General features: G+C 69.9%; 14 protein-coding genes. 8 read left to right on the top strand and 6 right to left on the bottom strand.

Annotation, left to right across the window (positions count from 1 at the left end):
• Positions 1–40 precede the first annotated feature (40 nt).
• On the bottom strand, positions 41–2,482 hold the full coding sequence (locus RAC81_RS16365; RefSeq protein ID WP_375083346.1) for a DNA topoisomerase (ATP-hydrolyzing) subunit A: 2,442 nt from the start codon (positions 2,480–2,482) through the stop codon (positions 41–43).
• Positions 2,483–2,540: 58 nt separating this feature from the next.
• On the opposite strand from RAC81_RS16365, the gene RAC81_RS16370 reads away from it, so the two are divergent.
• Complete coding sequence (locus RAC81_RS16370; RefSeq protein ID WP_375083347.1) at positions 2,541–3,662, top strand: alkaline phosphatase family protein; 1,122 nt, start codon at positions 2,541–2,543, stop codon at positions 3,660–3,662.
• Positions 3,663–3,672: 10 nt separating this feature from the next.
• On the opposite strand, the gene sepH is transcribed toward RAC81_RS16370, so the two are convergent.
• Positions 3,673–4,719, bottom strand: a complete 1,047-nt coding sequence (sepH, locus tag RAC81_RS16375; protein WP_375083348.1) for a septation protein SepH — start codon at positions 4,717–4,719, stop codon at positions 3,673–3,675.
• 196 nt (positions 4,720–4,915) lie between these two features.
• On the opposite strand from sepH, the gene RAC81_RS16380 reads away from it, so the two are divergent.
• A complete protein-coding gene (locus tag RAC81_RS16380; protein ID WP_096715394.1) occupies positions 4,916–5,209 on the top strand; it encodes a DUF4193 domain-containing protein in 294 nt (97 codons plus the stop codon).
• A gap of 79 nt (positions 5,210–5,288) precedes the next feature.
• Here the strand turns inward: RAC81_RS16380 and RAC81_RS16385 are convergent, their stop codons facing one another.
• Positions 5,289–5,753, bottom strand: coding sequence for a DUF3093 family protein (locus tag RAC81_RS16385; RefSeq protein WP_375083349.1), 465 nt, complete (start codon positions 5,751–5,753; stop codon positions 5,289–5,291).
• Positions 5,754–5,765: 12 nt separating this feature from the next.
• Here RAC81_RS16385 and dut point away from each other — a divergent pair, with 12 nt between their 5' ends.
• The 5 genes from dut to dxs all read left to right on the top strand — a co-directional run bounded on the left by dut (position 5,766) and on the right by dxs (position 12,649).
• The gene (gene dut, locus RAC81_RS16390) at positions 5,766–6,239 is read left to right on the top strand and encodes a dUTP diphosphatase (protein WP_375083350.1); all 474 of its coding nucleotides are present in this window, start codon (positions 5,766–5,768) and stop codon (positions 6,237–6,239) included.
• Positions 6,232–6,819 (top strand): DUF3710 domain-containing protein, encoded by a 588-nt coding sequence (locus tag RAC81_RS16395; RefSeq protein ID WP_375083351.1) that lies wholly within the window; start codon positions 6,232–6,234, stop codon positions 6,817–6,819. The genes dut and RAC81_RS16395 overlap by 8 nt, the downstream gene beginning before the upstream one ends.
• A complete protein-coding gene (locus RAC81_RS16400; protein ID WP_375083352.1) occupies positions 6,816–7,562 on the top strand; it encodes a DUF3159 domain-containing protein in 747 nt (248 codons plus the stop codon). The genes RAC81_RS16395 and RAC81_RS16400 overlap by 4 nt, the downstream gene beginning before the upstream one ends.
• A gap of 108 nt (positions 7,563–7,670) precedes the next feature.
• Complete coding sequence (locus tag RAC81_RS16405; RefSeq protein ID WP_375083353.1) at positions 7,671–10,553, top strand: aconitate hydratase; 2,883 nt, start codon at positions 7,671–7,673, stop codon at positions 10,551–10,553.
• A gap of 155 nt (positions 10,554–10,708) precedes the next feature.
• On the top strand, positions 10,709–12,649 hold the full coding sequence (gene dxs, locus RAC81_RS16410) for a 1-deoxy-D-xylulose-5-phosphate synthase (RefSeq protein WP_375083354.1): 1,941 nt from the start codon (positions 10,709–10,711) through the stop codon (positions 12,647–12,649).
• Between the two features lie 21 nt (positions 12,650–12,670).
• Here dxs and RAC81_RS16415 read toward each other — a convergent pair whose 3' ends face one another.
• The 3 genes from RAC81_RS16415 to RAC81_RS16425 form a co-directional block, all read right to left on the bottom strand.
• Complete coding sequence (locus RAC81_RS16415; RefSeq protein ID WP_375083355.1) at positions 12,671–13,366, bottom strand: SPFH domain-containing protein; 696 nt, start codon at positions 13,364–13,366, stop codon at positions 12,671–12,673.
• 130 nt (positions 13,367–13,496) lie between these two features.
• Positions 13,497–14,948: a glycerol-3-phosphate dehydrogenase/oxidase gene (locus tag RAC81_RS16420; protein WP_375083356.1), complete on the bottom strand. Its 1,452-nt coding sequence runs from the start codon at positions 14,946–14,948 to the stop codon at positions 13,497–13,499.
• Positions 14,945–15,553, bottom strand: a complete 609-nt coding sequence (locus tag RAC81_RS16425) for a TetR/AcrR family transcriptional regulator (protein WP_375083357.1) — start codon at positions 15,551–15,553, stop codon at positions 14,945–14,947. The genes RAC81_RS16420 and RAC81_RS16425 overlap by 4 nt, the downstream gene beginning before the upstream one ends.
• 20 nt (positions 15,554–15,573) lie before the next feature.
• On the opposite strand from RAC81_RS16425, the gene RAC81_RS16430 reads away from it, so the two are divergent.
• Positions 15,574–17,196, top strand: coding sequence for an FAD-binding oxidoreductase (locus tag RAC81_RS16430; protein WP_375083358.1), 1,623 nt, complete (start codon positions 15,574–15,576; stop codon positions 17,194–17,196).
• Position 17,197: the final 1 nt, after the last annotated feature.

A 17,197-nucleotide genomic window follows, 5' to 3' on the forward strand; every position in this document is an offset into this window, starting at 1 on the left:
CCCCCCCCCCCCCCCCCCCCCCCCCCCCCCCCCCCCCCCGTCAGACCAGAGTGCGCCCGATGCTGCCGATGACGCCCTCCACGGGCTGACCCGACGCGTCACGCCGGGCGCGCGCCTCGGGCAGCTTGCGGACCGCACCTGTCGGGTCGACCGCCTGCGCCGGCGCCGGACCCACCCAGGCGACGGTCAGACGATCCTCGCCCTTCAGGAAGGCGTGCGCCCGGACACCGCCGGTCGCGCGACCCTTGGCCGGGTACTCGGCGAAGGCCGAGACCTTCACACGCCCCGGGTCAGTGCCGGGCAGAGCGCTCTCGGTGCCGGAGACGGTCGCGACGACGGCATCCGTCCCGGGCGAGACCGCGCCGAAGAACAGCACCGAGGCTCCCGAGCCGAGTTTCACTCCGGCCATGCCGCCCGCAGGAGCACCCTGCGGGCGCACGGTCGAGGCGGAGAAGCGCAGCAGCTGCGCGTCGGTGGTCACGAACACGAGCTCGGCGTCGTCGGAGGCCTCGGCGGCCCCGACGATCGTGTCACCCGGTTTCATTCCGATGACCTCGATGTCCGGACGGACGGGAAGGGCGGACGGGACGATGCGCTTGACCGTTCCCTGGGCCGTGCCGATCGCGATCGGGGTGTCGCTGTCGAACCGCACGAATCCGAGGATGCGCTCACCGCGCGTGGTGATACCGAGGTAGTCGCGCAGCGGCGTACCGGCGGCGAGCTGCACCGATGACGAGGGGACCGACGGGAGGTCGACGGGGGAGAAGCGCAGGACGCGGCCTTCGGTCGTGAGCGCGCCGATCTCGCCGCGCACGGTGGTGTCGACGGTCGCGAGGATCGCGTCGTGCTTGCTGCGACGGGCAGGCGCGGTGAGCTGCTGACCTTCCGCGATGTCGACCCGAACGGCGCGACCCGTCGTCGACAGGACGAGCACGGTCGGCGCGTCGGCGATCTGCAGATCGACGGCGCCCTTCGTCGCCCGCGGCTTCGGCGGCGCGGCGTTCATGAGCAGGGTCCGGCGCGGCGTGCCGTAGGCGTCGGCCACGGCATCCAACTCCTTCGCCACCGCCGCACGCAGGAGGACGTCGCTGCCGAGCAGTTCACGGAGGGAGGCGATCTCCGCCTGCAGCGCGTCGCGCTCGCTCTCGAGCTCGATGCGCGAGAACTTGGTCAGGCGGCGCAGACGCAGCTCGAGGATGTACTCGGCCTGCGGCTCGCTGAGGTCGAAGACCGTGCGCAGTCGCGTGCGCGCCTGCTCGGAGTCGTCGGACGAGCGGATGACCTGAATGACCTCGTCGATGTCGAGGATCGCGATGAGCAGTCCCTCGACGAGGTGCAGACGCTCTTCGCGGCGAGCGAGCCGATAGCGGCTGCGGCGCGTGATGACCTCGATGCGGTGACTCACGTAGACGCTGAGCATCTCCTTGAGGCCGAGCGTGCGCGGCTGTCCGTCGACGAGCGCGACGTTGTTGATGCTGAACGAGTCCTCGAGGGGGGTGAGCCGGTAGAGCTGTTCGAGCACGGCGTTCGGGTCGAAGCCGGTCTTGATGCCGATAGCGACGCGGAGACCGTGGTTGCGGTCGGTGAGATCGGTGACGTCGCTGATGCCCTGCAGCTTCTTCGACTGCACGGCGTCGCGGATCTTCTCGATGAGGCGCTCGGGGCCGACCATGTAGGGCAGCTCCGACACGATGATCCCGGTGCGCCGCGGCCCGAGGGACTCCACCGACACCTTGCCGCGCACCTTGAGCGCTCCGCGCCCGTTCGCATACGCGTCTTTCACGCCGTCCAGGCCCATGAGGATCCCGCCCGACGGGAAGTCGGGACCGGGGACGAACTCCATGAGCTCCTCGGTCGTGGCATCGGGATGCTCGAGCAGATGGGTCGCTGCCGCCACCACCTCGATGAGGTTGTGCGGCGCCATGTTCGTGGCCATTCCGACCGCGATGCCGCTGGCGCCGTTGACGAGGAGGTTCGGGAAAGCAGCGGGCAGCACCGCCGGCTGCTGGAACTGACCGTCGTAGTTCGGGATGAAGTCGACGACGTCCTCGTCGAGATCCTGCGTGAGCGCGGTCGCCGGAGCGGCCAGCCTGGCTTCGGTGTAGCGAGCGGCGGCGGGGCCGTCGTCGAGCGAGCCGAAGTTGCCGTGTCCGTCGACCAGCGGGACGCGGAGCGCCCAGTCCTGCGCCAGGCGCACGAGTGCGTCGTAGATCGCGGAGTCGCCGTGCGGGTGCAGCTTTCCCATCACCTCGCCGACGACGCGCGCGCTCTTGACGTGTCCGCGATCGGGACGAAGGCCCATCTCCGCCATCTGGAAGAGGATGCGCCGCTGCACGGGCTTGAGGCCGTCGCGGGCGTCGGGCAGAGCGCGCGAGTAGATCACGGAGTACGCGTACTCGAGGAACGACCCCTGCATCTCACTCTCGAGATCGATGTCCTGGATTCTCTCCGGAGCGAGCTCGGGCGGCGGGGTCTTCGGCATGGCCATCCTGGGTGATGCGGGCTGAGGGCGTGGCGGAGCCTGTGTCAGACTGGCTCGGATGTCCCTCATGCTACCGCCCGAGTCGCTCGCAGCCCGGAGCGTCGTCGGGGTGGCGGGCGACCTGTTCGCCGCTCTCCGCGGCGAATCCGACACGTTGCCGCGCGCGCAGTCCGTCGTCCTCGTGCTCATCGACGGTCTGGGCGCCATCACCCTGCGCGCCCACGCCGGGCACGCCCGATCACTCACGGCCGGGATGGCGAAGAAGGACATCGCGCACACCGTGTTCCCCTCGACCACCGCCGCCGCGCTGACCAGCCTGCTCACGGAGGCCTGGCCGGGGCAGCACGGCCTCGTCGGATACCGGGTGCTGGACCGAGAGCGGGACCTGCTCGTCAATCAGCTGTCCGGGTGGGAGAGCGAGGGCATTGACCCGCTCATGTGGCAGCCGACCCCGACCGTGTTCGAGCGTGCGTCCGCCGAGGGGCGCCCGGCGTTCGCGGTCGGCGTGGCCGCCTACGCGCGCAGCGGTTTCACCCGTGCCACCCTGCGCGGCGCCGAGTTCGTCTCGGCCGAGGATCCCGCGGATCGCGTGCGCACCGCGTACGACCTCGCCGAACGGCATCCCGGCTCCTTCGTGTACTGCTACCTGCCGGAGGTCGACAAGGCCGGACACCGGCACGGCATCGACTCGCCGCATTGGATAGCCGCGTTGGAGGAGCTCGACGCCGCGCTCTCCGTGCGAGTGCCGTCGGGCGTCGGCGTGATCGTCACTGCGGACCACGGCATGGTCGACGTGCCGGCCCACCGGCAGGTCGTGCTGGAGGCCGAGCACCTCTCCGGAGTGCGGCATCTGGGTGGGGAGCCGCGGATGCTGCACGCCTATCTCGAACCGGATGCGGATGCCGCTGCGGTGACGGCGCGGTGGCGCAGCGACCTCGAGGGGTTCGCGGAGGTGGGGACGCGCGAGGACGCGATCCGGGCCGGGCTCTTCGGCCCGACGGTGACGGATGCCGCGGTGTCCCGCATCGGCGACGTCCTGATCGTCTCCCGAGGCAACGTCGCGGTATACGACGGCACCGCTGCGGACCAGCGGAACCGCGGGATGGTCGGCCAGCACGGCGCTCTGACCCCGGAGGAGCGTCAGGTTCCGCTGCTGCGTCTCGGAGCCTTCGCCCGCTGAGGCCAGGCCGTCACTCGTCGGTGCGGGCTCCGAAGACGATCTCATCCCAGGACGGCATGGCGTTGCGACGTCGACGCCGGCTGCCGCCGTCGTTCGCCGGCTCCGGGGAGGGCTCGGGCTCCGGCTCCTCCTGCTCGGGCTCCGTCGTCTCGAAGGCGTCGAAGAGGGCGATCGGATTCGAGTCCGTCTCGTCTTCCTCGGTCTCCTCGAGCAACGGCGCGGCTTCGCGCTGACCGCGGCGGCGACGGAGAGCCTCGAGGAGGTCGGCGGTCTCGGGGCTCGTGCTCGTCGACTCCGGCGCGCGCTTGGTCGCGGCATCCTGGACGGCCGACGACGACCGTTCGGGCTGCGACACCTCGCCGTTCTCGGCGTCGGCAACCGGAGTCGGGACGAGCCGCGGGCCGAAGGCGCCGGAGTCGAACCGGCTGTCGTCCTTGTACGGCGAGGTCGTGCGCTCGGACTCCACGGCGCGGAGGCGGGGGATGAGGCCCTCGGGGAGCGATCCCTGGCGCGAGAGCTGCGTGGCGTCGGCGTTCAGCGGCGCGAGGGCGCTGCGACGGGGATCGAACGACCAGCGGGCGTCATGGTCGACGTCGTTCGCGGTGAACTCGAGCTTGATGATCCAGGTGCGATCCTCCTTCCAGCTCGCCCAACGCTCGGCCGACGCCTCGACGTCGGCGAGCTTCGCGCGGATCGCCGTGCCGAAGGTGGGCTGCGCGTCCGGTTCGACGTCGCTGCCGATGAGGACGGGCACGGCCAGCGCCTGACCGATCACGTGCTCGCGCTCGGCGAGGACGGGACCCTCGAAGCGCTCGACGTCCTCGACGTCGATGCCGAGGAGCTCGGCGACCTCGGGCGCCGTCAGGCCCGCGCGGATCTGCGCCTGGATGTCGCGAGGACTCGCCGCGAGGCGCTGCGTCGCCGGCTCGCTCTGCCGCGTCGCCCGGCGAATCTCCCGGTGCAGCACGTCGTCGATGGGCAGCGCGAACCGCTCGCCCGACTCTGTGGCGAGTACCAGGACCCCTGCTTCGGTGCCGACGATGGTGACGTTTTCCATGCGAATGCCCCTCTTGTGGCTGTGCGTTCATGGTGTCACGCAGCGGCGCTCCGACCGGGGAATACACCGGGCGTGCCGTGAGTTTGCTCTGTCGCACCCGCGGGCATTTGCTTATTCACCCACGGTCGTGCAAACTATGGCCGCCGATTACCCCGACGGCGCACCACCCACTCGCATGAAAGTGGAGATTCTCCATATGGCAACCGACTACGACGCTCCCCGCAAGAGTGAAGACGACTCCGAGTCGATCGAAGCCCTCAAGGAGCGTGTGCCGGACAAGAACTCCGGCTCCACGGGAGACGAGGACGCGGACAACCCGTCCAGCTTCGACCTCCCCGGTGCCGATCTGTCCGACCTCGAGCTCGATGTCGTCGTGCTGCCCGCGCAGCAGGACGAGTTCACCTGCATGAGCTGCTTCCTCGTGAAGCACCGCTCCCAGCTCGACCACGAGGGGCCCGACGGCCCCATCTGCAAGGAGTGCGCTGCCTGAGCGCATCCGAGCGAGACGTGCGCGCCCCCGACTTCGGTCAGGGGCGCGTTGTCGTTTCGGGGCCGATCGCGCCGCCGGGTCAGGAGCGCGCGGCCTCGATCGCGGCGGCGAGACGGTCGGGGGTGCGGGTCGAGATGGTCCAGGCCGTGACCGGATCGTCAGGGTCGACGTTCGGCACCACGACGACGCCGTCGATGCCTCCGCGGACCAGGTGCCAGCCGCGCGCGGGGAGACCAGGGCCTCGGGCCTGGCGCGCCTCTTCTCCGGTGAGCGCGACGGGCCGGCCGAGGTGGTGCACCTCGATGTGCGCGCGGCCCGCGCGGAGCTCGTCGCCCTGCACCGAGACGACCGGCGTGAGCGTGATGGCTCCGGCGACCAGCAGCGCCGAGACGGCGGCGCCGATCACGAGCGCGAGCGTCGATCCGGCGGGGATGAAGATGAGCGCGACCATTGGTCCGGCGAGAGCGATCGTCACCAGGAGCCACAGGCTCGGCGACAGCCGCTCGCGGTAGCGGACTCGTGCGTCGGGAGCGGTGTTCTGCATTAGCCTCGTGGGGTGACTGATTCCGTTGATGTCCCCATTATCGCGTCTGTCGTGCCCGGCTACGCCCACCCCGGCGACGCGGGGGCGGATCTGGTCGCCGCCGAGGCCGTGCACCTCGACCCGGGGGAGCGCGCTCTCGTGGCGACCGGCGTGCGCATCGCGCTGCCGGAGGGATACGCCGCCTTCGTCGTGCCGCGCAGCGGCCTCGCAGCCAAGCACGGCATCTCGATCGTCAACTCTCCCGGCACCGTCGATGCGGGCTACCGCGGCGAGATCAAGGTGAGTCTGATCAACACCGACATCCACAGCGCGTACGATGTGGCCGTCGGCGACCGCATCGCGCAGCTGATCGTCATGCCCGTGACCCGAGCCACGTTCATCCCGGTCGAAGAGCTGCCCGAGAGCGTTCGCGGCGAAGGCGGCTTCGGCTCGACCGGCTACCAGACAGGAACCCACTCGACCCCGGCAGGACAGGTCCATGACTGACACCAACGCGACACCCTCGAAGTCGGCACCCGCGAACCGCGCGACCGACGGGCCGTTCGACGATTCCGAGGCCAACCCGGTCCGCCCGTACATCGATCTCGGCGGCATCAAGATCCTGCCGCGCGAGGGCCTCAACCTGCGTCTCGAGGTCGAGGAGCAGTCCAAGCGCATCGTCGCGGTCGGTCTCGACTACGCCGAGTCGTCGCTGCAGGTGCAGCCGTTCGCGGCGCCGCGATCCGGCGGTCTCTGGGACGAGACCCGCGTGCAGCTCCGCGACCAGGTGCGAGCGCAGGGCGGACGTGTCGAGGAGCGCGAGGGTCCCCTGGGGAAGGAGCTGCTCGCCGAGGTTCCAGCCCCCGCCAGCGAGGGCTCGGAGCTGCGGCTCGCGCGCTTCATCGGCATCGACGGCCCGCGATGGTTCCTGCGCGGCGTGATCGGCGGAGCCGCGGCATCCGATCTCGATGCTGCAGCGAAGGTCGAAGACCTGTTCCGGTCGATCGTGGTCGTGCGCGGAGGCGCTCCGATGCCGCCGCGTGACCTCATCCCGCTGAAGATGCCGGCGACTCCGGGCTCGGCGTGAGCACTCCGCTGACCCCGCCGGCGCCCGAGCCCGAGCGTGAGCAGAGCGCGTCGGAGGTCCTCGGCGCGGCGCTCGGCGGTGCGGCACGCCGCGCGGGCCTCGATCCCTCGACGTCGGGGCCGACCCATCAGGTCGTCTGGTCCGCCATCGGGGGAGTGCGCGGCATCCTGGAGTCGGTCCTGCCGAGCCTCGCGTTCGTCATCCTCTTCACCATCCGCCCCGAGCCGCTGATCCTGTCGCTCGGCGTCTCGGTCGGACTCGCCGCCGTGTTCACGGTCGTCCGGCTGCTGCAGAAGTCGCCGCCCTCCGCCGCGATCGGAGGCCTGGTCGCCGCGGCTGCGGCCGCCGGACTCGCCCTGTTCACCGGACGCGGCGCCGACAACTTCGTCCCCGGCCTCATCACGAACGCCGTGTACGGCACGGCCATGCTCGTGTCGGCGTTGATCGGCTGGTCGCTCATCGGCCTCGCGGTCGGATTCCTCATGGGCGAGGGCACCGCCTGGCGGAAAGACCGCCGCAAGCGTCGCGCCTTCCTCTGGCTGGGAGTCGCCTGGGCCGCGCTCTTCTTCGCGCGTCTCGCCGTACAGCTGCCGCTCTACCTCGCGAACGAGGTGGCGGTGCTCGGCACCCTCAAGCTCATCATGGGACTCCCGCTGTTCGCACCGCTCATCGCGGTCACCTGGCTCGTCGTTCGGGCGCTCTACCCGCGCGCGCCGCAGGCCGAGCAACCGCCTCAGTCGTGATAGATTTATCTTGACATCAAGATAAATTGCAGGCTTCCGCCCATGGGCTGAGCGGAGCAGACTGGTTAGGTCTGCCTTGCTAGCCGCAGGGGCTCGCTGGCGAGCAAGATGGAGGCGCCTGTCGCTCCCATCCGAATAGAAGGAGACGGATTCGTGTCCACGGTGAACAGCTTCGGTGCCAAGAGCACCCTGACGGTCGGCAGCACCGACTACGAGATCTTCCGCATCGACACGGTGCCCGGTTTCGACAAGCTCCCCTTCAGCCTCAAGGTCCTCCTCGAGAACCTGCTCCGCACCGAGGACGGCGCGAACGTCACGAAGGCGCAGATCGAGGCTCTCGGATCGTGGGATGCCGCGGCCGAGCCCAACACCGAGATCCAGTTCACGCCGGCGCGCGTGGTCATGCAGGACTTCACCGGTGTGCCCTGCATCGTCGACCTCGCCACCATGCGCGAGGCCGTCACGGCGCTCGGCGGCGACGCCAACAAGATCAACCCGCTCTCGCCCGCCGAGATGGTGATCGACCACTCCGTCATCGCCGACCTCTTCGGCTCGGAGAACGCGCTCGAGCGCAACGTCGAGATCGAGTACGAGCGCAACGGCGAGCGGTACCAGTTCCTCCGCTGGGGCCAGACTGCCTTCAGCGACTTCAAGGTCGTCCCGCCCGGCACGGGCATCGTGCACCAGGTGAACATCGAGCACCTGGCGAAGGTCATCTACGACCGCACGGTCGACGGCGTGCTGCGCGCCTACCCCGACACCTGCGTCGGCACCGACTCGCACACGACCATGGTCAACGGCCTCGGCGTGCTCGGCTGGGGCGTCGGCGGCATCGAGGCCGAGGCCGCGATGCTCGGCCAGCCCGTGTCGATGCTGATCCCGCGCGTCGTCGGCTTCAAGCTGTCCGGCGACATCCCCGCCGGTGTGACCGCGACCGACGTCGTGCTCACGATCACCGACATGCTGCGCAAGCACGGCGTCGTCGGCAAGTTCGTCGAGTTCTACGGCGAGGGCGTCGCCTCGGTGCCGCTCGCCAACCGCGCGACCATCGGCAACATGAGCCCCGAGTTCGGGTCGACCGCTGCGATGTTCCCGATCGACGACGTGACCCTCGATTACCTGCGCCTCACGGGCCGCAGCGAAGAGGCCGTCGCACTCGTCGAGGCGTACGCCAAGGAGCAGACGCTCTGGCACGACGCCTCGAAGGAGCCCGTCTTCAGCGAGTACCTCGAGCTCGACCTCGGCACCGTCGTGCCGTCGATCGCCGGGCCGAAGCGCCCGCAGGACCGCATCCTGCTCTCCGACGCGAAGTCGCAGTTCGAGCAGGACATCCTGAACTACGCCACGGCCTCGACGTCGGACGACGTCGTCGACCTCGAGTCGAAGCACTCGTTCCCGGCATCCGATCCGGGCAACGTCCCCGGCGAGGAAGAGCCGCGCACCACGCGCCCCGTGCACATCAACAGCGGCGCCCCGGTCAACGCGTCGAACCCGGTTCCCGTCACCACGCCGTCGGGCGAGAAGTACATCCTCGACAACGGCGCCGTCACGCTCGCCGCGATCACGTCGTGCACCAACACGTCGAACCCGTCGGTCATGATCGCGGCCGGTCTCGTCGCCCGCAAGGCGCTCGAGAAGGGCCTGAAGCAGAAGCCGTGGGTCAAGACGACGCTCGGTCCCGGTTCCAAGGTCGTCACCGACTACTACGAGAAGTCCGGCCTCGACAAGGACCTCGAGGGTCTCGGCTTCTACACGGTCGGCTACGGCTGCACGATCTGCATCGGAAACTCCGGTCCGCTGATCGAAGAGGTGTCCGAGGCGATCAACTCACACGACCTCGCCGTGACCGCCGTGCTCTCGGGCAACCGCAACTTCGAGGGCCGCATCAGCCCCGACGTGAAGATGAACTACCTCGCCAGCCCGCCGCTGGTGATCGCGTACGCCCTCGCCGGCTCGATGCACTTCGACTTCGAGAAGGACGCGCTCGGCAAGGGCTCCGACGGTCAGGACGTGTTCCTCAAGGACATCTGGCCCACGCCCGACGAGGTGCAGGAGATCGTCGACTCGTCGATCTCGCGCGAGCAGTTCATCAAGCAGTACGCGACCGTCTTCGACGGCGACGAGCGCTGGCGCAGCCTGCCCACCCCCGAGGACGACACCTTCCAGTGGGACGAGAACTCGACGTACGTCCGCAAGGCTCCGTACTTCGACGGCATGAAGATGGAGCTCACCCCGGTGAAGGACATCGAGGGTGCGCGCGTCATGGCCACGCTCGGCGACTCGGTCACGACCGACCACATCTCGCCCGCGGGAAACATCAAGCCCGGCACGCCCGCCGCCCAGTACCTCACCGAGCACGGCGTCGACCGCAAGGACTTCAACTCCTTCGGCTCGCGCCGCGGCAACCACGAGGTCATGATCCGCGGTACGTTCGCGAACATCCGTCTGAAGAACCTCATGGTGTCGGCCGTCAACGACGGTCAGGTCGTGGAGGGTGGCTACACCCGCGACTTCACGCAGCCGGGCGGCCCGCAGTCGTACATCTACGACGCGAGCATGAACTACCAGGCTCAGGGCACGCCGCTCGTGATCTTCGGCGGCAAGGAGTACGGCTCCGGTTCGTCGCGCGACTGGGCGGCCAAGGGCACGAGCCTCCTCGGCGTCAAGGCCGTCATCACCGAGAGCTTCGAGCGCATCCACCGCTCGAACCTCATCGGCATGGGCGTCGTCCCGCTGCAGTTCCCGGCCGGTGAGAGCTGGGAGTCGCTCGGCCTCGACGGGACGGAGATCGTCTCGATCACCGGACTCGAGGAGCTCAACAACGGCGTCACGCCGAAGACCGTCAAGGTCACGGCGACGCCGAGCGAGCACTCGCCCGAGGGCAAGCAGGTCGTCGAGTTCGACGCGGTCGTCCGCATCGACACCCCCGGTGAGGCCGACTACTACCGCAACGGCGGCATCCTGCAGTACGTGCTGCGTTCTCTGGTCTGATCGCCGACGGAGGGGCCCGGTTCTTCGGAACCGGGCCCCTCCGCGTGTGTCAAGGGGCTTCTGCGCTCCAGGCCTTCCCTGGCACGGCGGGGTAGGATCGAACCTGCATCCGAACCGGAATCGGCTGCCCCGACGGTGCCTGTGAGGAGGTGCAGATGCCCATTCTCCGGAGCATCTCAGGACCCCGTGACCTCGACTCGCTGTCCGAGGACCAGCTCGTCGAGCTCGCCGGCGAGATCCGCGAGTTCCTCGTCGAGAACGTGTCTCAGACCGGGGGCCACCTCGGTCCCAACCTCGGCGTCGTGGAACTCACGATCGCCCTGCATCGCGTCTTCTCCTCGCCGGACGACCCGTTCATCTTCGACACCGGCCACCAGTCGTACGTGCACAAGCTGCTGACCGGGCGACAGGACTTCTCCTCGTTGCGCCTTCGCGGCGGTCTGGCCGGCTACCCGCAGCGCGGCGAGAGCCCGCACGACGTCGTCGAGTCGTCACACGCGTCGAGCTCGCTGAGCTGGGCCGACGGCATCTCGCGCGCTCTCACCGCGACGGGTCGGGCCGACCGCCACGTGGTCGCGGTCGTCGGCGACGGCGCGCTGACGGGCGGCATGACGTGGGAGGCGCTCAACAACATCTCCGACGACAACGACCGCAACCTGGTCATCGTGGTGAACGACAACGGTCGGTCGTACGCACCGACGATCGGCGGCATGTCGCGGTATCTGAACCGCGTGCGCACGGCAGCTGCGTACAAGGACCTGCACCAGCGCTCCGACCGTCTGTTCCGGGCCTTCGGTCCGGTGGGCCGTGCGGTCTTCCGGGGCCTGCGAGGCGGCACGCACGGCTTCCTTTCGCGCTTCACGAACAACGAGGCGCTCTACTCCAACCTCGACATCAAGTACCTCGGTCCGGTCGACGGCCACGATCTGCCTGCGCTCATCGAGACCCTCGAACTCGCGAAGTCCTATGGCGCGCCCGTCATCGTGCACGCGATCACCGAGAAGGGTCGCGGTTATCAGCCGGCCCGTGACGACGAGGCCGACCAGTTCCACGCCGTCGGACGCATCGACCCGGCCACGGGCGAGACTCTGGCTTCCGGCGGTCGCGGGTGGACGGACGTGTTCTCGGACGCCCTCGTCTCGGTGGGCGAGCGCCGCTCCGACGTGATCGCCATGACCGCGGCCATGCTGCGTCCGACCGGTCTCGCTCCGTTCGCTGAGCGGTTCCCCGACCGGGTGTACGACGTCGGCATAGCCGAGCAACATGCGGTCGCCTCGGCGGCCGGGCTCGCGTTCGGCGGCCTGCACCCCGTGGTCGCGCTCTACGCGACGTTCCTCAATCGCGCATTCGACCAGGTGCTCATGGACGTAGCGTTGCACCGCGCCGGCGTGACCTTCGTGCTCGACCGCGCGGGCGTCACCGGACCGGACGGTCCCAGTCATCACGGCATGTGGGATCTCGCGATGCTGCAGATCGTGCCGCACATCCGCATCGCGGCCCCGCGTGACGCGGTCCGCCTTCAGGAGGCACTGGACGAGGCCGTGCTCGTGGACGACGCCCCGACCGTCATCCGCTTCCCGAAGGGCGACGTCGCCCCGGACCTCCCCGCGATCGAACGTCTCGAGGACGGGGTAGACGTGCTCGCCCGCGGCGAGTCGGAAGACGTGCTGGTCGTCGGCATCGGCCCGTTCGCATCGCTGGCGGTCGATGTCGCCGAGAGGCTGCGTGCGCAGGGGATCGGCGCGACCGTCATCGACCCGCGCTGGGCCATCCCGGTCCAGCCCTCGATCGTCGAGCTCGCCGCGCGGCACCGTCTCGTGATCACTCTGGAGGACGGCATCCGCGTGGGCGGCGTCGGCACCCGCGTGCGGCAGGTTCTGCGTGAGGCGGGCATCGACACGGCGGTCGACGAGCTCGGTCTTCCCGACGAGTTCATCGACCATGCCTCGCGTGACCAGATCCTCGCGGACGCGGGGCTCACGGCATCGAAGATCGCTCAGGACGTCGTCGCGCAGGTGCTCGGTACCCGCATCCCCGTGGCGCGCCAGTCGGGCGATGCCGGAGCCGTCGAGTTCCCCCTGCACGAACGCAACTGATCAGCGTACGAGGGGCACGACTCAGTTCAGCGCATGCAGGGCTGCGACGGCCTCAGCGCCCCGCTCCGAATCGCGCAGCGCCGTCGAGAGCAGGTAGCCGTCGGTGAGCGCGTCGCCGGTGACCATGACCCGCACCAGTTCGACGCCGCACGCCCGACGCACCTCTTCCGCGCTGGCCGCGATCACCCGCGTGTTGATCTCGTCGTTGTGCGGGAGGTCGGCGCCGTCGAGGCCGCGGATCACATCTCGCAGCGACGCGCCGACGATGTTCGAGGCGCGTTCGGTCACGTTCACGACGTCGAGCTCGAACACCCGCAGGTCTCGTCCGTTGGGTATCGGACGCCACTCGAACGAGGCGTGCACGCGATGCTGGTGACCACTCGCGCCGGTCATCTCCCGCGCGGGAAGGTCGGTCGCGCGACACCGGACGTCGATCAGCTTGTACCAGTAGAAGAGCGGGAACGCGCCGTGCGTGCCGGGGTTCAAGACCACGACCTCCCCGACCGCGCCGCCGCGGTTCGCGGGACGACGCGCCGGTCGGTTGCGGATGATCGGCTTGCCGTTGCGGGTGCGGATCGCCGCCCACCCCTCATCGACCGTCACCACGAAGATCTTCAGCAGGGCAGGGACCACGAGCAGGATGGTGAGGATCGCGGTGCCGGTCTTGAAGAGCCCCGACATCCCCTTGCCGCCGAGCATCGACAGGATCATGTCCATGGGACCACTGTGCACGGTCGGAGCGCATCGGGAGCGGGTCTGACGCTCGGACGTCGCGCATTTCACGTGCTGTTCGACGGGTGTTCGTCGACCCGACCCACCCCGGCCACTGCTCCTGCCGGCGCTGCGCTCAGACCAGCTCGGCGAGCGTCTCGGCGACCACGGTCTCGACGGCGGGCTCGCACCGCGCCCGGTCGGCATCGACGAGGCCCACGCGCGTGCGTCGGTCGAGCACATCGGATGCCGTCATCGCGCCCTCCGACCGTACGGCGAACACGACGTCCTCCCGGCTGAGGGGAATGCCGGCGACGAGCGGAGCGGATGCCGTCGGCACGCGTCGATCGACCAGCCGGAGACCGGCGGTGCGGCTCGCTCCGGCCGCCAGTCCTCGGAGCGACACCGCGAGGTCGACCCCATCCTCCGCCATGCGGCGATAGGTCGTGAGCTTGCCGCCGAGCACGTCGACGAAGCCGCCCTCGGAAGCAGTCACGAGGTGCCGTCGGGAGATGTCCGCCGTCGAGGCGGCGCCGGTGTCGACCAGGGGGCGCAGCCCGGCGAAAGCCCCCCGCACGTGATCGCGGCCGAGGGGGCGCTCGAGCACGCGATTGAGGTTGTCGAGCAGGAACGCGATCTCTGCCTCGGTCGGCACCGCGACGTCCGGCACCGGCCCCGGCGCGTCCTCGTCGGTGAGGCCCACGATCACGCGCCCGTCGAGCTGCGGCAGGGCGAAGACGAAGCGGCTGATCGAGCCCTCGTGCGGGATCGTGAGAGCGACCGACGGATCGCCCAGGTCCGCGGCATCCAGCACGACGTGCGTGCCGCGGCTCGGCCGGATCGTGATGCTTTCGTCGAGGGTGCCCGCCCAGGCACCGGTCGCGTTGATCACGCTCTGAGCACGCAGGTCGAACCGCATGCCGGTCAGTGCGTCCTCCGCGGCCGCGCCGTCAGCGCGCAGCGAGCGGGCGCGCACGCGGGTGAGGATCCGAGCGCCGTACGCGGCGGCTGTCCGGGCCACGGTGGCGACGAGTCGGGCGTCGTCGACGAGTTGACCGTCGAAGGAGAGCATGCCGCCGCGGAGCCCTCGCGTCACGAGGCCCGGCGCGAGCCGCTGAGCGTTCGCCGCGGAGACGGGGCGCGGCGCGGGCAGCGTGCGTCTCGACGTGCCGGCGCGCATCCGCAAGAGGTCGCCGAGTGCCATGCCGATCGCCCCGGTCGTGCGCTGTCGGAGGCTCACCCCGGGCACGAAGGGAAGCAGCTGACCGAGCGGGCGGATCAGGTGCGGTGCGATGGTCGTCATGAGCAGGTGCCGCTCGACGGCGCTCTCACGCGCGGTGGCGACATCGCCCGTCGCGAGGTAGCGGAGCCCGCCGTGCACGAGCTTCGAGCTGAACCGGCTCGTGCCGTGGGCGAGGTCGTGTGCCTCGATCAGGGTGACCGAGAGTCCTCGGGACGCGGCGTCGAGGGCGGCGCCCACACCGGTGATGCCTCCTCCGACCACGAGCACGTCGACGATCTCGGAGGCGGAGCGGTCGAGATCCGCAGCCCGACTCGCGGCGTTGAGGTCGGGGGAGGCGGTGCTCATGCGCGCAGCAGCCCGTCGAGGGCGGCGCGCAGCTCGCGCTCCCAGGCGCTCTCCGAGACGAGGTCCGACACGGTGCCGTGCGACAGGACGGCGGACTGGGCGACGAGCATGAGCATCACCGCCATCTCTTTCGGGGCGTCGCGGCGCACGTCGCCGTGCTCCTGGGCGGTCGAGATCGCGCCGGCCAGCCACGAGAGGATGAGCCGCTGGCTCGACCCGACCCGCTGCAGGGTGTATCTGGTGAACGCCTCCGGCTCTTCGTCGAGCAGACGACCGTAGACGGCGTCGCTGCGGAACAGCGCCGAGAAACGGAGGACGTCGTCGACCAGTTCTCCGCGCGAGTGCGACGGCTCGGGGAACTCCGCGACGATGGCGGCGACCCGCCGGAGAAGCGCGGACCGCACCACATCGTCGGCATCGGTCCAGTTGCGGTAGATCGTGGGGCGGCTGTGCCCCGCGCGGCGCGCGAGCTCGGCGATGGTCACGCCGTGCACGCCGCGCCGCACGATCAGATCGTCGGCGGCGTCGAGGATCCGCGTCTGCGTCGCGTCCCACTGCGGCAGGCCCCCCTCGGGGAGCACGGTCGTTGCTTGACGTTCTTCCATGATGTGTCACACTGTAACGCATGAGTCACGGGAACGGCAGAGCAGCCGCGGTCGCAGAGATGCGCTGGAACGGCTGGGGAGACCCGGCGAAGGCCAGGGACCTGCCACTCGCCGTCCGCACACTCCTCCCGCTGTTGCTCGGACGCATTCGCAGACCCGAGACCGCTGTCTCCCTCGACGACGTCGAACTCGCGCCCTCCGCCCTGGAGCCCGCCGATGTCGAAGCTTTCGCGGCGGTCGTCGGTGCAGACCACGTCTCGACCGAGCATGATTCACGAGTGCGGCACTCCGCCGGGCGCTCGACCCCCGATCTCCTGCGCCTCCGGCAACGCCGCCAACCCGCGCCGGACGGTGTGGTGCGCCCTCGCACCCACGAAGAGGTCGTCGCGTGCCTTCAGGTGGCCGTCGACCGCGACATCGCCGTGATCCCGTTCGGCGGCGGCACGAGCGTCGTCGGCGCCCTGGAACCGGAGCGCGGCGCGCACCGCGCTGTCGTCAGTCTGGACCTGCGTCGCCTCTCCGGGGTCTTGCACCTCGACGAGGTGAGCGGAGAAGCCGTCATCGCAGCGGGCACGACCGGGCCGGATGCCGAGGCCCAGCTCGCCGTCCACGGGTACGAGCTCGGCCACTATCCGCAGAGCTTCCGCTACGCGACGATCGGCGGGTTCGCGGCGGCCCGGTCCTCAGGCCAGAACTCCGCGGGCAACGGGCGCTTCGACACCATGGTCACCGGCATCCGCGTCGCGACGCCGACGGGTGATGTCGCGCTCGGCAGGTCGCCGGGCTCCGCGGCCGGGCCTGACCTGATCCGCGTGTTCCTCGGGTCGGAGGGGGCCTTCGGCGTGATCACCGAGGTTCGCGTGCGCGTGCATCCGATCCCGCGCGAGCGCGTGTTCGAGTCGTGGACCTTCCCCGACTTCGCCAGCGGCGCGGAGGGGTTGCGCCGGGTCGCGCAGGCTGGCGGAGGCGCCACGGTCATCCGCCTGTCCGACGAAGCCGAGACCGCGGTGAGCCTCGCCCAGGTCGGTCGGATCGGGAAGGCGCTCGCGAAGGGGGCGAGCGCCGTCACCGTGTACGAGGGCGAGGGGATCGCCGAGCGTCGGGCGAAGGTGAGCGGACTGTTGCGTGCGGTCGGCGGGACGGCGACGGGCGAGGGCGCCTCCGAGGAGTGGCTGTCGGGGCGCTTCGACGGGCCGTATCTGCGCGACTCGCTCCTCGACGCGGGTGTGTTCTGCGAGACGCTCGAGACGGCGACCACCTGGTCGAACCTCCCGGCACTCAAGACCGCCGTCGAGAGCGCACTGCGCGACGGGTTCGCCGAGTCCGGTGCGCGGTCGTACGTCATGTGCCACGTGTCGCACGTGTACCCGACCGGCGCTTCGCTGTACTTCACGGTTCTCGCCGGTATCCGCGCCGATCCGCTCGGCGTCTGGTCGCGAGTCAAGGCGACGGTGAACGACGTGATCGTCGCGACCGGGGGAACGATCAGTCACCACCACGCCGTCGGCCGGGACCACGCGCCGTGGCTCGAGAGCGAGATCGGCACGACGGGTGTGCGCATCCTCCGAGCGATCAAGCGCGAGCTCGATCCCGCCGGGGTCCTCAACCCCGGGGCGCTGATCCCCGCCGAGCGGGAAGACTGAC

Source organism: Microbacterium sp. CR_7, from assembly GCF_041954755.1.
In the GTDB taxonomy this organism is placed as follows: Bacteria; Actinomycetota; Actinomycetes; order Actinomycetales; family Microbacteriaceae; genus Microbacterium.

Bases quoted from the DNA above. Each gene is read 5' to 3' on its own strand.
- RAC81_RS16365 (WP_375083346.1), bottom strand. From the start codon at position 2,482: ATGCCGAAGACCCCGCCGCCCGAGCTCGCTCCGGAGAGAATCCAGGAC.
- RAC81_RS16370 (WP_375083347.1), top strand. From the start codon at position 2,541: ATGTCCCTCATGCTACCGCCCGAGTCGCTCGCAGCCCGGAGCGTCGTC.
- sepH (WP_375083348.1), bottom strand. From the start codon at position 4,719: ATGGAAAACGTCACCATCGTCGGCACCGAAGCAGGGGTCCTGGTACTC.
- RAC81_RS16380 (WP_096715394.1), top strand. From the start codon at position 4,916: ATGGCAACCGACTACGACGCTCCCCGCAAGAGTGAAGACGACTCCGAG.
- RAC81_RS16385 (WP_375083349.1), bottom strand. From the start codon at position 5,753: ATGCAGAACACCGCTCCCGACGCACGAGTCCGCTACCGCGAGCGGCTG.
- RAC81_RS16395 (WP_375083351.1), top strand. From the start codon at position 6,232: ATGACTGACACCAACGCGACACCCTCGAAGTCGGCACCCGCGAACCGC.
- RAC81_RS16405 (WP_375083353.1), top strand. From the start codon at position 7,671: ATGGAGGCGCCTGTCGCTCCCATCCGAATAGAAGGAGACGGATTCGTG.
- dxs (WP_375083354.1), top strand. From the start codon at position 10,709: ATGCCCATTCTCCGGAGCATCTCAGGACCCCGTGACCTCGACTCGCTG.
- RAC81_RS16415 (WP_375083355.1), bottom strand. From the start codon at position 13,366: ATGGACATGATCCTGTCGATGCTCGGCGGCAAGGGGATGTCGGGGCTC.
- RAC81_RS16420 (WP_375083356.1), bottom strand. From the start codon at position 14,948: ATGAGCACCGCCTCCCCCGACCTCAACGCCGCGAGTCGGGCTGCGGAT.
- RAC81_RS16425 (WP_375083357.1), bottom strand. From the start codon at position 15,553: ATGGAAGAACGTCAAGCAACGACCGTGCTCCCCGAGGGGGGCCTGCCG.
- RAC81_RS16430 (WP_375083358.1), top strand. From the start codon at position 15,574: ATGAGTCACGGGAACGGCAGAGCAGCCGCGGTCGCAGAGATGCGCTGG.